Genomic DNA, 16,709 nt, shown 5'->3' on the forward strand with positions numbered 1-16,709 from the left:
GAAGGCCCTCCCGAGGGCGCGGCGGGAGTTGCGCACTCCCGCCGCACCGCGTTCAGTTGTCCAGCGAGGAGAACCAGGAGGCGATGATGTCGGCCGTCTGAGGAGCCTCGGCCTCCACCATGGTCAGGTGGTCACCATCCAGTTCCCTGACCGTGTGCACCGTGTCCCAGGAGGCGCGCCACCGGCCGGACTCGGCGCCCGTGTCCTCGCCTCCGGCCCACCTGGTGGGCCGGACGAACAGCACCGGCGCCGCCACCTCGTCCACGTCCCGGCCCTCCATCAGGTCGCCGTACCAGGCCATGGCGGAGAGGCGCGCACTGGTAAACGGCCCGAACAGTTCCTCGCGCTCGAACATCCCCTCGAACATCTCGGCGACCAGGGCGCTGAGATCCTGCGTCTTCGGGTGGTAGGTGTCCAGTAGAACCACCGCCACCGGCTTCACGCCGGTCTCCTCCAGTCGCCGCGCGACAGCGTGCGCGAAGACCCCGCCGGCGGAGTACCCGGCCAGCGCGAACGGCCGGTCGCCCGCGGCTCGTCGGATCTGCTCGGCGCACCCCTCGACCACCGTCTCGAACGAGTCCGGCAGGCTGGTGTTGTCCGCGAAACCGGGCAGCGGAACGGCCGTCACGTCCATGGACTCACGCAGGCTGGACGCCAGCCGCACGAACTGGTGCGCACCACCCATCGCGCCCGGCGACGGCAGACAGAACAGCTGCGGGCCCGGCGCTCCCTCCGTCAGCCGCACGGGCGCCGGCAACTCGGCGGCCCCCGCCGCGTTCTGAGGCGTCACGGCGAAGGTGGGCCGCAGCGAGGCGACGGCACGCAGCAGGTTCAGCCCTTCGACGAGCTTCCCCCGCCGCAGCCCCTCCTGGAAGAGCGAGTTCAACGACTCCGAAGGCAGCCCACCGCCGCCGGCTCCCCCTGCCCGCTGCCCGCCCGTCTCGGCGGCCGACGAGGCGGCGGTCGGGTGGGCCGAGGCGCCGAAGTGGGCATGGAACTCGACCAGCAACTGTGCGCTGAGCGCCCGCGTCGTCGGGTGGTCGAAGACCACCGTGGCCGGCAGCGGCACGGCGGTCGCGGACTTCAGACGGTTGCGGAGTTCGACGGCGCCGAGCGAGTCCAGGCCCATCTCCAGGAAGGCCCGCTCCGGATCGATCGCCTCCGGGCTGGTGTGCCCGAGCACGGCAGCGAGGTGACCGCGGACCAATTCCACCACGGCTTCGGCCCGTTCGTCCTCGTCGAGCCCGGCCATCCGTTCACCGAAGGAGGGGCCGGCCTCCAGCACCGGTCGAGCACCGGCCGCCGCGGCCCGACGGGCGGGCTCGCGCACCAGACCGCGCAGCTTGTGCGGTGTGCCCGGCCCCCGTCGCTGGATCGATGCGGCGTCCAACCGCGCGGGAAGCAGAGCAGGCACGTCGACCAGTTGGGTGGCGGCGTCGAGGAGGGCGAGTCCCTCGTCGGGCCGCAGTGCGCTCATGCCCCAACGACGGATGCGCTCCACATCAGTATCGGAAAGACCCTGGATCATGCCCTCGGCCTCATCCCACAACCCCCACGCCAGCGCCTGAGCCGGCAGCCCGGCCGCGGCACGATGACTGGCCAACCCGTTCAAGAACTGGTTGGCCGCCGCGTAGTTCCCCTGACCAGGACCATCCACGATGCTCGACGAAGAGGAGAACAGAACAAACGCGGACAGGTCATACCCACTGGTCAACTCGTGAAGATGCCACGCCGCATCCACCTTCGGACCAAACACATAGTCCAGACGCTCCGACGTCAGATCACCGAAGAAGGCGTTGTCGGCGACGCCGGCCGCGTGCACCACACCCCGCAGCGGAACGGTCAGCCCATCCAGAACGGCCGCCAGCGCGGCACGGTCGGAGACATCACACGCCTCCACCGAGACCGACGCACCCTGATCCTCCAACTCCTTGACCAGTTCACCAGCGCCTTCCGCAGCCAGACCACTGCGGCTGACCAGCACCAGATGCCGCACACCATGCTCAGCCACCAGATGCCGGGCCACCAGACGACCCAGACCACCCGTACCACCGGTCACCAACACCGCACCCGACACATCCCACACCGGGGACCCCACAACCTCACCAGCAGCCCGAGCAACACGCGGAACAAACCAACGGTCACCACGCACCGCAACCTCAGGCTCCCCCACCGCCAACACCCTCGAAATATCCACCTCGTCATCCGGCCCCGCATCCACCAACACAAACCGACCAGGCACCTCCGCCTGCGCCGACCGCACCAACCCCCACACCGCAGAACCCACCACATCCACCACACCCTCAGAACCACCCACCGCAACAGCCCCACGAGTCACCACCACCAACCGCTCACCCTCACCACACCCCTGCAACGCCCCCAACACCCCACCCGACACCCCACGCACACCAGCAACCACATCGGTCTCGGAGCTGTCCGCGACCGCGTAGTGAACGAGGACGTGAGCGTCGCCGACCTCTCCGGAGTCACCGTCCGGAGATGCCGGCACCCAGGTCACCTCGTACAACGAACGGCGGGCCTCGCCGGCACCGCCACCACCCAACTGCTCGGTCGACACACTGCGGGCGACAAGGGAGTCGACCGACGCCACGGGGGCACCCGCGCCGTCGGCCAGTTCGATGCGCATTCCCGAATCCGCCTCGGAAAGCGTCACGCGCAAAACGGTCGCCCCGGAGGCGAACAGCCGAATCCCCCGCCAGGAAAAGGGAATCGAGGGGCCTGACGCGTCCTCCTCGCCCTCCCGCCGCTCAAGAAGACTGACATGAAGCGCCGAATCCAACAGGGCGGGATGGACGGCGAAGCTCTCCGCGTCCGTCACGGCCTCGTCCGAGAGCGCCACCTCCCCGAAGAGAGTGCCGTCCTTCTCCCACGCCGCCCGGAGGTTCCGGAAAACCGGACCGTACTGGAAGCCACGGGAATCCAGATCCTCGTAGAACGCGTCGAGCGAGAGCGCGGTCGCCCCCTCGGGCGGCCAGACCTCCGTGGTGCTCGGCCCCGTGACCTGCTCGGACTCGGCAGCGAGAACGCCCTCGGCGTGCAGAGTCCACCGGTCGTCGACCGCCGCGTTCTCCTCGGGACGCGAATGCACCCACACCTCGCGCCGGCCGAGCTGGTCGGCCTCCCCGACACCCACCCGAACGGCGACACCACCGCTCGCGGGCAGAAGCAACGGCGCGTGGAGCGTCAGTTCCTCGACCACCGAGCAGCCGACCTCGTCGCCCGCCCGAATCGCCAACTCTACAAAGCCAGTTCCCGGGAACAGCACCGAACCCAGCACCGCGTGATCCGCCAACCACCGCTGGCTCTCCACCGAAAGCCGCCCGGAAAACACCAACCCACCGGAACCCGGCGCCTCGACGACCGCGCGCAGCAGAGGGTGTTCCACCACTCCGAGACCGGCCATCTCGACGTCGGCCATTCCCTCCAACGACTCCAGCCAGTAATGCTGCCGCTGGAACGCGTAGGTCGGCAAATCGACAAGCCGCCGAGCCGAACCGGGAGGAAAGACCGCCGGCCACTTCACCGAGCGCCCTCGGCTGTGAAGAGTCCCGAGGGTGTGGAGAAGGTCCGCGGTCTCGTTGCCTTCCTTGCGCTGGGTCGAGATCGCCTCCCCGACCAGCGGGGTGAGGACCGGCTGGGGGCCAACCTCCACGATCGTGCCCACGCCCTGACCGTTCAACGTGCTGACGCTGTCGGCGAAGCGGACAGTCCCCCGGACCTGACCAGTCCAGTACTCGGGATCGTTCATGGTCTCGGAATTGACCAGTTCACCAGTCACCGTGGAGACCAGCGGAATGGTCGGCGCCTGGAACGTGACTCCGGCGGCGACCTTCTGGAACTCGGCCAGCATCGGGTCCATCAACGGCGAGTGGAACGCGTGCGAGACCCGAAGACGCGTCTGCTTCCCCTCGAACCGGGCAGCCACCTCACCGACCGCGTCCTCCGCACCCGAAACCACCACGGAACGGGCCGCGTTGACGGCCGCGATCGACACATCGGTCCGGTCGCCGATCAACTCCCGCGCGGTGGCCTCATCCGTCGCCAAGGCAACCATCGCGCCACCCTCCGGCAACGCCTGCATCAACCGCGCCCGCGCGGCCACCAGCTTCGCCGCGTCCGCCAGCGACAACACTCCCGCCACATGGGCGGCGGCCAGCTCACCGATCGAATGCCCCGCGACAAAGTCCGGACGCAGACCAAACGACTCCAGCAACCGATACAGCGCCACCTCGAACGCGAAGAGCGCCGTCTGCGTGTAAAGCGTCTGGTCAAGCGGGGACCCGGCACCCTCCTCCGACCAGACCACCTCCCGCAACGACAACGGCAGTTCAGGTTCCAGCAGTCCAACGATCTCGTCCCACGCAGCCGCGAAGACCGGGAACGAGCCATACAACTCCCGCCCCATCCCACGCCGCTGCGCACCCTGCCCCGAGAACACGAACGCCACCGGACCCGCGGCCGACAACCCCGACGCGCCCTCACCGGCCGCCACCGACTCCAACCCCCGCAACAACCCCTCACGGTCACCACCAACCACCACCGCACGGTGGTCAAACGACGCCCGCGTCGTCACCAGCGAGAAGCCCACATCCTCCGGCTCCAGCCCCGGCCGTTCGCGCAGGAACGACACCAGCCGTCCCGCCTGCGCCCGCAGCGCCTCCGCCGAACGGCCAGAGACCACCCACGGCACCGCCACCAACGGACGGCTCTCGACGGGGGGTTCGGCGGACTCGGCCGGCTCGGCCTCCGGCGCCTCCTCGACGATCACGTGCGCGTTGGTCCCGCTCATCCCGAACGAGGAGACCGCGGCGCGACGCGGACGCCCGTCGCGTTCCCACGCCCGGGCCTCCGTCAGCAGCTTCACCGCGCCGGACGACCAGTCGACGTGCGGCGAGGGTTCGTCCACGTGCAGCGTGCGCGGCATCACGCCGTTGCGCATCGCCATGACCAGTTTGATGATGCCGCCGACACCGGCCGCCGCCTGGGTGTGACCGATGTTGGACTTCAGCGACCCCAGCCACAGCGGCTCGCCGTCCTCCGGGCGCTCCTGACCGTAGGTCGCGAGCAGCGCCTGGGCCTCGATCGGGTCGCCCAGCGTCGTCCCCGTGCCGTGGCCCTCGACCAGGTCCACGTCCGCGGGCGCCAGCCGGGCGCTCGCCAGCGCCGCGCGGATGACGCGTTCCTGGGCGGGCCCGTTGGGGGCGGTGAAGCCGTTGGAGGCGCCGTCCTGGTTGACGGCGGAACCGCGTATGACCGCCAGCACCTCATGACCGTTGCGCCGCGCGTCCGACAACTTCTCCAGTACCAGTACGCCCACACCCTCTGACCAGCCGGTGCCGTCGGCCGCGCCCGCGTAGGAACGACAGCGGGCACCGCGCGAGAGCGCGCCCTGGCGGCTGAACTCGCTGAACATCCCGGGCGTCGCCATCACGGTCACGCCGCCGGCCAACGCCAGCGAGCACTCGTCGCGACGCAGCGACTGGACAGCCAGGTGGAGACTTACCAGTGAGGACGAGCACGCGGTGTCGACGACAGCCGACGGCCCCTCAAGGCCGAGCGCGTAGGAAACCCGCCCGGACACCACACTGCCGGAGACCGCGCTGCGCGCGTAGTCGTGGTACATCAGGCCGGCGAAGACGCCGGTCTGGCTGCCCTTCAACGTGCTCGGGACGATCCCGGACCGTTCCAGCGCCTCCCAGGACACTTCGAGCAACAGCCGCTGCTGCGGGTCCATCGTCAGCGCCTCACGCGGGCTGATCCCGAAGAAGACCGGGTCGAACTCGGCCGCGTCGTGCAGAAACCCGCCCTCCCGCACATAGCTCGTGTCGGGGCGCGACAGCTCCGGGTCGTAGAGCCGCTCCACGCCCCAACCACGGTCCCTGGGGAACTCCGTGATCCCGTCCCGCCCCTCGGCAACCAGTCGCCACAGGTCCTCGGGACTGGTCACCCCGCCGGGGTACCGACACGACATCCCGACGACCGCGACGGGTTCCCTGGCCGCGGATGTCAGCTTCCTGACCTGGTCGCGCAGCCTCTCCGTCTCCTTGACCGAGGAGCGGAGCGCCGCGACCAGTTTCTGGTCGTTCGCAGTCACCACGTTGTTCAGGCCTCCTGACCACTGTCAGCGAGATCAGAGTTGTCCAGCGCCATACTGATCAGGCTCTCGGTGTCCATCGCGTCGATGTCGAGCTTCTTGGCCTGTCCGTCCAGGCCGTCGTGGGCGGTGCCGTTCTCCTCGTCCGCGAGTCCGGCGAGTCCCAGCAGGTCGGCCATCAGGCCGGCGTCCCGCAGCCGTTCCAACGGAATCGACTGGAGCGCCAGACGGACCCGCCGCTCCTCCTCCGTGGCCTCGCCCTCCTCGGGCGGGGCCAGCTGCGCGAGCAGCGAGCCGGCGAGCGACTGGGGCGTGGGGTGGTCGAAGGCCGCGGTGGACCGCACGTTGAGGCCCGTCGCGGACTTCAGACGGTTGCGGAGTTCGACGGCGCCGAGCGAGTCCAGGCCCATCTCCAGGAAGGCCCGCTCCGGGTCGACGGCCTCGGAGTCGGCGAGCCCGAGCACGGCGGCGAGGTGCCCTCGCACCACGTCCAGCACCGCGCGCTCCCGCTCCTCCGCGCCGAGCCCGGCCATCCGCTCGCCGAACGCCGCGCCCGCGTCGTCCGACGGTGCGCCGGCGGCTGCGGCCCGGCGGGCGGGCTCACGCACCAGGCCACGGAACTTGTGCGGTATTCCGCCGGCGCGTCGCTGAATGGCGGCGGTGTCGAGGTGCGCCGCCAACAGCGCCGCAGACCCGCTGAGTTGGGTGGCGGCGTCGAGGAGGGCGAGTCCCTCGTCGGGCCGCAGTGCGCTCATGCCCCAACGACGGATGCGCTCCACATCAGTATTGGAAAGACCCTGGATCATGCCCTCGGCCTCGTCCCACAGCCCCCAGGCGAGCGCCTGGGCCGGCAGTCCGGCCGCGGCACGATGACTGGCCAACCCGTTCAAGAACTGGTTGGCCGCCGCGTAGTTCCCCTGACCAGGACCGTCCACGATGCTCGACGAGGAGGAGAAGAGGATGAACGCGGTCAGATCATGGCCACTGGTCAACTCGTGAAGATGCCAGGCCGCATCCACTTTCGGTCCGAACACGTAGTCCAGACGCTCCGACGTCAGATCACCGAAGAAGGCGTTGTCGGCGACGCCGGCCGCATGCACCACCCCACGCAGCGGAACGGTCAAGCCGTCCAGAACGGCCGCCAGCGCGGCACGGTCGGAGACATCACACGCCTCCACCGAGACCGACGCACCCTGATCCTCCAACTCCTTGACCAGTTCACCAGCACCCTCCGCGGCCAGACCGCTGCGACTGACCAACACCAGATGCCGCACACCATGCTCACTGACCAGATGCCGAGCCACCAGACGACCCAAACCACCCGTACCACCGGTCACCAACACCGCACCCGACACATCCCACACCGAAGAACCACCCACACCCTCACCAGCAGCCCGAACGACACGCGGAACAAACCAACGGTCACCACGCACCGCCACCTCAGGCTCCCCCACCGCCAACACCGACCCGACATCCACCTCGTCATCCGGCCCCACATCCACCAACACAAACCGACCAGGCACCTCCGCCTGCGCCGACCGCACCAACCCCCACACCGCCGAACCCACCACATCCACCACACCCTCAGAACCACCCACCGCAACAGCCCCACGCGTCACCACCACCAACCGCTCACCCTCACCACACCCCTGCAACGCCCCCAACACCCCACCCGACACACCACGCACACCAGCAACCACATCAGCCCCAGAGCCAGTCGCATGATGCACCGTCACCGCACCCTCAACAGCGTCCGGTTCAGGCGACGGAGCCGCAACCCACTCCACCTCGAACAGCGAGCGACGGGCCTCACCGGCACCGCCGCCCAACTGATCCGTGGAGACGCTGCGCGAGACCAGTGAGTCCACCGTCGCCACGGGGGCACCGGTGCCGTCTGCGAACGACAGCCGGAGACCGGAGTCGGCCGAGGAGACCGACACGCGCAGCGTGGTCGCCCCGGAGGCGAACAGCCGAACTCCGCGCCAGGCGAAGGGAATCGAGGGGCCGGCCGTCGCGTCCAGGTCGTCGCCTTCGACGAAGAACTTGACGTGCAGCGCCGCGTCCAGCAGGGCGGGATGCACCCCGTAGACGCCGTTGACCTCGGTGTTCTCGGGGAGTGCCACCTCGCAGAACACCTCGTCGCCGCGCCGCCAGGCGGCGCGCATTCCCTGGAACATCGGGCCGTATCGCAGGCCGTAGTCGGCGAGGTTCTCGTAGAACGCGTCGAGCGAGAGCGCGGTCGCCCCCTCGGGCGGCCAGACCTCCGTGGTGCTCGGCCCCGTGACCTGCTCGGACTCGGCGGCGAGAATACCCTCGGCGTGCAGAGTCCACTGGTCGTCGGCCTCCGCGTTCTCCGGGCGGGAGTGGACCCGCACCTCGCGCCGGCCGAGCTCGTCGGCCTCCCCGACACCCACCCGAACGGCGACACCACCACTCGCGGGCAGCACCAGCGGCGCGTGGAGCGTCAGTTCCTCGACGACCGAGCAGCCGACCTCGTCGCCCGCCCGAATCGCCAACTCGACAAAGCCAGTTCCCGGGAACAGCACCGAACCCAGCACCGCGTGATCCGCCAACCACCGCTGGCTCTCCACCGAAAGCCGCCCGGAGAGGACGAGTCCACCGGACCCTGGAACCTCGACGACCGCGCGCAGCAGGGGGTGTTCGACGGCCCCGAGACCGGCCATCTCGACGTCGGCGGCACCTTCCAGCGAGTCCATCCAGTAGTGCTGCCGCTGGAACGCGTAGGTCGGCAGATCGGTGACTCGCTCCGGCCTGCCCGTGAACGTGGCGGCCCACTTCACGTTCCGGCCCCGGGTGTGCAGGACGCCGAGGGCACGGAGGAGGTCGGCCGTCTCGTTGCCGTCCTTGCGCTGGGTCGGGATCGCCTCCCCGACCAGCGGGGTGAGGACCGGCTGGGGGCCGACCTCCACGATGGTCGCCACGCCCTGACCGTTCAACGTGCTGACGCTGTCGGCGAAGCGGACCGTCCCCCGGACCTGACCAGTCCAGTACTCGGGATCGTTCATGGTCTCGGAATTGACCAGTTCACCAGTCACCGTGGAGACCAGCGGAATGGTCGGCGCCTGGAAGGCAACACTCCCGGCAACCTTCTGGAACTCCTCCAGCATCGGGTCCATCAACGGCGAGTGGAAGGCATGCGAGACCCGAAGACGCGTCTGCTTCCCCTCAAACCGGGCAGCCACCTCACCGACGGCATCCTCCGCACCCGAAACCACCACGGAACGCTCAGCGTTGACGGCCGCGATCGACACATCAGTCCGGTCACCGATCAACTCCCGCGCGGTGGCCTCATCCGTCGCCAAGGCGACCATCGCGCCGCCCTCCGGCAACGCCTGCATCAACCGCGCCCGCGCACCCACCAGCTTCGCCGCGTCCGCCAGGGAGAGCACCCCCGCCACATGGGCGGCGGCCAGCTCACCAATCGAATGCCCCGCGACAAAGTCCGGCCGCAGACCAAACGACTCCAGCAACCGATACAGCGCCACCTCGAAGACGAAGAGCGCCGTCTGCGTGTAAAGCGTCTGGTCAAGCGGGGACCCGGCACCCTCCTCCGACCAGACCACCTCCCGCAACGACAAAGGCAGTTCAGGTTCCAGCAGTCCAACGATCTCGTCCCACGCAGCCGCGAAGACCGGGAACGAGCCATACAACTCCCGCCCCATCCCACGCCGCTGCGCACCCTGCCCCGAGAACACGAACGCCGTCCGCCCGGCGGCGCCACCGCCGCCCGCGGTGGTGGCGCCCGCGGCGACCGCCTCCAGTTCGCGCAGCAGCTCCTCACGGTCGGCGCCCACGACCACCGCGCGGTGTTCGAACGAAGCCCGTGAACTGACCAGTGAGAAACCGATGTCGACCGGCTTCGACTCCGGTCGCTCCCGGACGAACGAGGCGAGCCGTCCCGCCTGCGCCCGCAGCGCCTCCGCCGAGCGGCCAGAGACCACCCACGGCACCGCCGCCAGCGGCGAGGACTCCGGGGGTTCGGTCTCCGAGGCGTCCTCGGCCGGTTCGTTCTCCGGCGCCTCCTCGACGATCACATGGGCGTTGGTGCCGCTGAGCCCGAACGAGGAGATGCCCGCGCGGCGCGGCCGTCCGTTGCGCTCCCACGCCCGTTCCTCGGCGAGCAGCTCGACCGCGCCGGACGACCAGTCGACGTGCGGCGAGGGCTCGTCCACGTGCAGCGTGCGCGGCATCACGCCGTTGCGCATCGCCATCACGGTCTTGATGATGCTGCCGACGCCCGCCGATGCCTGTGCGTGGCCGATGTTGGACTTGAGGGAGCCCAGCCAGAGCGGCTCGCCGTTCTCCGGGCGCTCCTGGCCGTAGGTCGCGAGCAGCGCCTGGGCCTCGATCGGGTCGCCGAGGGCGGTGCCGGTGCCGTGGCCCTCGACCATGTCGATGTCCGCGGGGGCGAGACCGGAGCTCGCCAACGCCTGCCGGATCACCCGCTGTTGGGACGGGCCGTTCGGAGAGGTAAAGCCGTTGGACGCACCGTCCTGGTTGACGGCCGAACCACGTATGACCGCCAGCACCTCATGACCGTTGCGCCGCGCGTCCGACAACTTCTCCAGCACCAGCACGCCGACGCCCTCGCCCCAGCTGGTGCCGTTCGCCGCGCCGGAGAACGCCTTGCAGCGCCCGTCCCTGGAGAGGGCGCCCTGCCGACTGAACTCGGTGAACATGTCCGGGGTCGCCATGACGGAGACGCCGCCCGCCAGGGCCAGGGAGCACTCACCGTTGCGCAGCGCCTGGGAGGCCAGGTGCAGCCCGACGAGCGAGGAGGAGCACGCGGTGTCGACGACCGCCGACGGGCCCTCAAGGCCGAGGGTGTAGGAAACGCGCCCGGAAATGACGCTGCCCTGGATCGCACTGGTCACATAGTCGTGGTGCATGAGGCCGGCGAAGACGCCTGTCTGGCTGCCCTTCAACGTGCCGGGGTCGATACCCGCCCGCTCCAGCGCCTCCCAGGACGTCTCCAGCAGCTGACGGAACTGGGGGTCGAGCGAGGCCGCCTCGCGGGGCGCGATGCCGAAGAAGAGCGGGTCGAACTCGGCGGCGTCGTAGAGGAATCCGCCTTCGAGCACATAGGTGGTCTCGGGGCGCGACAGCTCGGGGTCGTAGATGCGTTCGACGTTCCAGCCCCGGTCGGTCGGGGGGTGGGGAGTGATCGCGTCGACCCCGTCGGAGACCAGTCGCCACAGGTCCTCCGGACTGGTAACCCCGCCGGGGTAGCGGCAGGCGATTCCGACGATGGCGATCATGTCGTCGCCGTCGGCCCGTGCCACCGGGAGAGTCGGGGCCGCCACGGCGACCTCGCTGCCCATCGCCTCGGCCAGCAGGAAGTCGGCCAGCACGCGTGGGCGCGGGTAGTCGAAGACCACCGTGGCCGGGACCCGCAGGCCGGTCGCGGTCTGGAGACGGTTGCGCAGTTCGACGGCGGCCAGCGAGTCGAAGCCCATCTCGCGGAAGGCGCCCTCGCTCTCGATGGCGTGCGGCGAGTCGTGGCCGAGCACGGCGGCGACGTGCGCGCGCACCAGGTCGAGTACGAGTTCGGCCCGTTCGCCCTCGGGCGCCGTGGCCAACTGGACGGCGAGCGCCGGCCCTTCGGAGGTGGGTGCACTGCTGGCGACGCGCCGGGGCGCGACGCGGACCAGTCCGCGCAGGATGTGCGGAACGCCCTCGGCCCGCGCGCGGATCGCCGCCGTGTCCAAGGTGGCGGTCAACAGGCCGGGTTCGCCGGCGGCCCGGGTGGCCGCGTCCAGCAGTCCCAGACCCTGGGTCGCGGACAGCGGGACGATGCCCCAGCGGTTGACGCGTTGCACGTCGGCCTCGCTGAGCTGCTGGATCATGCCGTGGTCCTCGTCCCACAGCCCCCAGGCGAGCGCCTGGGCCGGCAGTCCGGCCGCGGCACGATGACTGGCCAACCCGTTGAGGAACTGGTTGGCCGCCGCATAGTTCCCCTGACCAGGACCGTCCACGATGCTCGACGAAGAGGAGAACAGAACAAACGCGGACAGGTCATACCCACTGGTCAACTCGTGCAGATGCCACGCCGCATCCACCTTCGGACCAAACACATGGTCCAGACGCTCTGGCGTCAGGTCCGCTATGACGCCGTTGTCGGCGACGCCCGCGGCGTGAACCACTCCACGCAGCGGAACGGTCAGCCCGTCCAGAACGGCCGCCAGCGCGGCACGGTCGGAGACATCACACGCCTCCACCGAGACCGACGCGCCCTGATCCTCCAACTCCTTGACCAGTTCACCAGCGCCTTCCGCGGCCAGACCACTGCGGCTGACCAGCACCAGATGCCGCACACCATGCTCAGCCACCAGATGGCGGGCCACCAGACGACCCAGACCACCCGTACCACCGGTCACCAACACCGCACCCGACACATCCCACACCGACGAACCACCCACAACCTCACCAGCAGCCCGAGCGACACGCGGAACAAACCAACGGTCACCACGCACCGCAACCTCAGGCTCCCCCACCGCCAACACCCTCGAAATATCCACCTCGTCATCCGGCCCCACATCCACCAACACAAACCGACCAGGCACCTCCGCCTGCGCCGACCGCACCAACCCCCACACCGCAGAACCCACCACATCCACCACACCCTCAGAACCACCCACCGCAACAGCCCCACGCGTCACCACCACCAACCGCTCACCCTCACCACACCCCTGCAACGCCCCCAACACCCCACCCGACACACCACGCACACCAGCAACCACATCAGACCCAGAGCCAGCCGCATGATGCACCGTCACCACACCTTCAACCGCAACCGGTTCAGGCGACGGAGCCGCAATCCACTCCACCTTGTAGAGCGACTCCTGGTCGCCGCCGAACGCGCTCAGTTGTTCGGCGGAAACGGGGCGGGCCAACAGTGACTCCACCGTCACCACGGGCGCACCCGCGCCGTCGGCGACCAGCATGCGCAGCCCCTCGCCGTGCGGCGAGACCTTCACCCGGACCGAGCTGGCACCCGCCGCGTGCAGGGTGACGCGGTTCCAGGAGAACGGGATCGACGTGTCGCCGAGGCCGTCGCCCTCGCCCGCGCCGTCGAGGAAGCGGGTCTGTAGCGCCGCGTCCAGCAGGGCGGGGTGAACGCCGAACGCGGCGGCGTCGTCGCCAGCTTCGGGCGGCAGCACGATGTCGGCGAAGAGGTCGTCTCCCAACCGCCAGGCCGCGCGCAACCCCTGGAACGAGGGGCCGTAGGCGAAGCCCTGCTCGACCAGGCGTTCGTAGAGGCCGTCGACCGGGAGCGAGGTCGCCCCCTGCGGCGGCCAGACCGTGAGGTCGACGGCGGTCAGCGACTCGTCGGGCCTGGCCAGTGCCGGCACCATGACGCCGCTGGCGTGCCGCAGCCAGGGTTGCTGAGCGGCATCCACCGAGTCGTCGGGTCCCGCGTCGCGGGAGTAGATGGCCACGGACCGACCGCCGGAGGCGTCCGGCGCGCCGAGCACCACCTGGAGCATCACGCCGTCGCGCTGGGAGAAGACCAGTGGTGCCTCGATGGTCAGTTCGTCGACAACTGGGCAGCCCACCTCGTCGCCGGCGCGTATGGCCAGCTCGACGAAGCCGGTCCCGGGCAGCAGCACGGTGCCCATCACGGCGTGGTCGGCGATCCAGCCGTGCGAACGTTCGGCCAACCGGCCGGTGAACACGACCCCTTCGGAGTCCGCGAGCGCCACCGTCGCGCTCAGCATCGGATGCCCGGCGGCCCGCAGACCGATCGAGGCGGGGTCGCCGGTGCTCTTGGCGTCCAGCCAGTAGCGCTGGCGTTGAAAGGCGTAGGTGGGCAGTTCGGTGGTAAGCGAGGACGACGTGCGGCCCGGGAACGCGACTGACCAGTCGAGGTCATGGCCCCGGGAATGAGCGGCGCCCAGGGCACGCAGGAGGTCGGCGGTCTCGTTGCCTTCCTTGCGCTGGGTGGGGATGGCGCCCTCGACCAGCGGGGTGAGGACCGGCTGGGGGCCGACCTCCACGATGGTCGCCACGCCCTGACCGTTCAACGTGCTGACGCTGTCGGCAAAACGGACCGTCCCCCGGACCTGACCAGTCCAGTACTCGGGATCGTTCATGGTCTCGGAGTTGACCAGGTGGCCGGTCACCGTGGAAACCAGCGGAATGGTCGGCGCCTGGAACGTGACTCCGGCGGCAACCTTCTGGAACTCGACCAGCATCGGATCCATCAACGGCGAGTGGAAGGCGTGGGAGACCCGAAGACGTGTCTGCTTGCCCTCGAACCCGGCGGCGACCTCGGTGACCGCGTCCTCGGCGCCGGAGATCACCACGGAACGGGCCGCGTTGACGGCGGCGATCGTCACGTCGTTCCGGTCGCCGATCAGCTCCCGCGCGGTGGCCTCATCCGTCGCCAAGGCAACCATCGCGCCGCCCTCGGGCAACGCCTGCATCAACCGCGCCCGCGCGGCCACCAGCTTCGCCGCGTCCGCCAGCGACAACACCCCCGCGACATGGGCGGCGGCCAGCTCACCGATCGAGTGCCCCGCGACGAAGTCCGGCCGCAGGCCGAAGGACTCCAGCAGCCGATAGAGGGCCACCTCGAACGCGAAGAGCGCGGTCTGGGTGTAGAGCGTCTGGTCAAGCGGGGACCCGGCGCCCTCCTCCGACCAGGCCACCCCCTGCAACGACAACGGCAGTTCGGGCGCGAAAAGACTCAGAACCTCGTCCCACGCAGCCGCGAAGACCGGGAACGAGTCATACAACTCCCGCCCCATCCCACGCCGCTGCGCACCCTGCCCCGAGAACACGAACGCCACCGGACCCGCGGCCGACAGCCCCGACGCGCCCTCACCGGCCGCCACCGACTCCAACCCCCGCAACAACCCCTCACGGTCACCACCAACCACCACCGCACGGTGGCCGAACGTGGCCCGCGTGGTCACCAGCGAGAAGCCCACATCCTCCGGCTCCAGACCCGGCCGTTCGCGCAGGAACGACACCAGCCGTCCCGCCTGCGCCCGCAGCGCCTCCGCCGAACGACCAGAGACCACCCACGGCACCGCCGCCAACGGACGGCTACCGACGGGGAGTTCGGCGGACTCGGCCTCCGGCGTCTCGGGGGCTTCGGGCGCCTCCTCCAGGATCACGTGCGCGTTGGTGCCGCTGAGCCCGAACGAGGAGACGCCGGCGCGGCGCGGCTGGCCGTCGCGTCCCCACGCCCGGGCCTCCGTCAGCAGTTCCACTCCGCCGGAGGACCAGTCCACCCGGGAGCTGGGTTCGGAGACATGGAGCGTGCTGGGGAGCACGCCGTGGCGCATGGCCATGACCATTTTGATGACGCCGCCGACGCCGGCGGCGGCCTGGGCGTGGCCGATGTTGGACTTCAGCGAGCCCAGCCAGAGGGGTCCGCGTTCCCGAGGGCGGTCCTGGCCGTAGGTCGCGAGCAGCGCCTGGGCCTCGATCGGGTCGCCCAGCGTCGTCCCCGTGCCGTGGCCCTCGACCGCGTCCACGTCGGCGGGGGTCAGTCGGGCGTTGGCCAGCGCGGCGCGGATGACGCGTTGCTGGGAGGGGCCGTTGGGGGCGGTGAAGCCGTTGGAGGCGCCGTCCTGGTTGACGGCGGAACCGCGTATGACGGCCAGCACTTCATGCCCGTTGCGCCGCGCGTCGGAGAGGCGTTCGAGGAGGATGAGTCCGACGCCTTCGGACCATCCGGTGCCGTCGGCGTTGTCGGAGAAGGGCTTGCAGCGGCCGTCGGTGGCCAGGCCGCTCTGGCGGCTGAAGGCGACGAAGGGGTCCGGCTTTACCAGTAGGGCGACGCCGCCGGCCAGCGCGAGTGAGCACTCCTTGCGGCGGAGTGACTGGGCGGCCAGGTGGAGAGCGACCAGTGAGGAGGAGCAGGCGGTGTCCACCGTCACGGCGGGGCCCTCAAGGCCGAGGGTGTAGGAGACGCGCCCGGAGATGACGGCGCCGCCCGCGCCGGTGCTCATGTGGTCGGCGGCGACCTCGGGTTGGGAGGAGACGACCTCGCCGAAGTCGTGGCTGCCGGCACCGGTGAAGACGCCGACCTGGCCTCCGCGCAGGGTGTGTGGGTCGATGCCGGCGCGCTCGAAGGTCTCCCAGGCGACCTCAAGTACCAGTCGCTGCTGGGGGTCGGTGGTAAGGGCCTCGCGCGGGGAAATGCCGAAGAAGCCGGCGTCGAAGCCGGCGATGTCGGACACGAAGCCGCCTTCGCCGACCTGGGACGAGCCGTGGCGCGCCCGGTCGGCCCCGAGGAGCGCGTGGAGGTTCCAGCCCCGGTCCTCGGGGAAGGGGCCGATGGCGTCGCCCCCCTCGGCGACCAGTTGCCACAGGTCGCCGGCCGAACGCACCTCGCCGGGGTAGCGGCAGCCCATCGAGACGATCGCGATCGGCTCCTGGTCCTGGGATTCGACCTGCCGCAACCGTTGACGCGTCTGGTGCAGTTCGGCGCTGACCTTCTTGAGGTAGTCGAGAATCGTCTTCTCGTCCGCCACCAACATCACCCTACCGAGCAGATACGGAGCGGATTCGGTACCGAGCGGTCTTTACCGGACGGGCACCAGTACCGGACGGGCACGGG

At 69.9% G+C, this 16,709-nt stretch carries 1 protein-coding gene and 1 pseudogene; both read right to left on the reverse strand.

Features of this window, described 5'->3' with window-relative positions:
* Positions 1-52 precede the first annotated feature (52 nt).
* Positions 53-6,082: pseudogene (locus FH715_RS00355) on the reverse strand (SDR family NAD(P)-dependent oxidoreductase); the annotation flags it as partial.
* Positions 6,083-6,123: 41 nt separating this feature from the next.
* Positions 6,124-16,623 (reverse strand): type I polyketide synthase, encoded by a 10,500-nt coding sequence (locus tag FH715_RS00360; RefSeq protein ID WP_139639953.1) that lies wholly within the window; start codon positions 16,621-16,623, stop codon positions 6,124-6,126.
* Positions 16,624-16,709 lie beyond the last annotated feature (86 nt).

Origin of the sequence: Streptomyces sedi (genome assembly GCF_006335015.1) — a bacterium.
Lineage (GTDB): Bacteria > Actinomycetota > Actinomycetes > Streptomycetales > Streptomycetaceae > Streptomyces > Streptomyces sedi.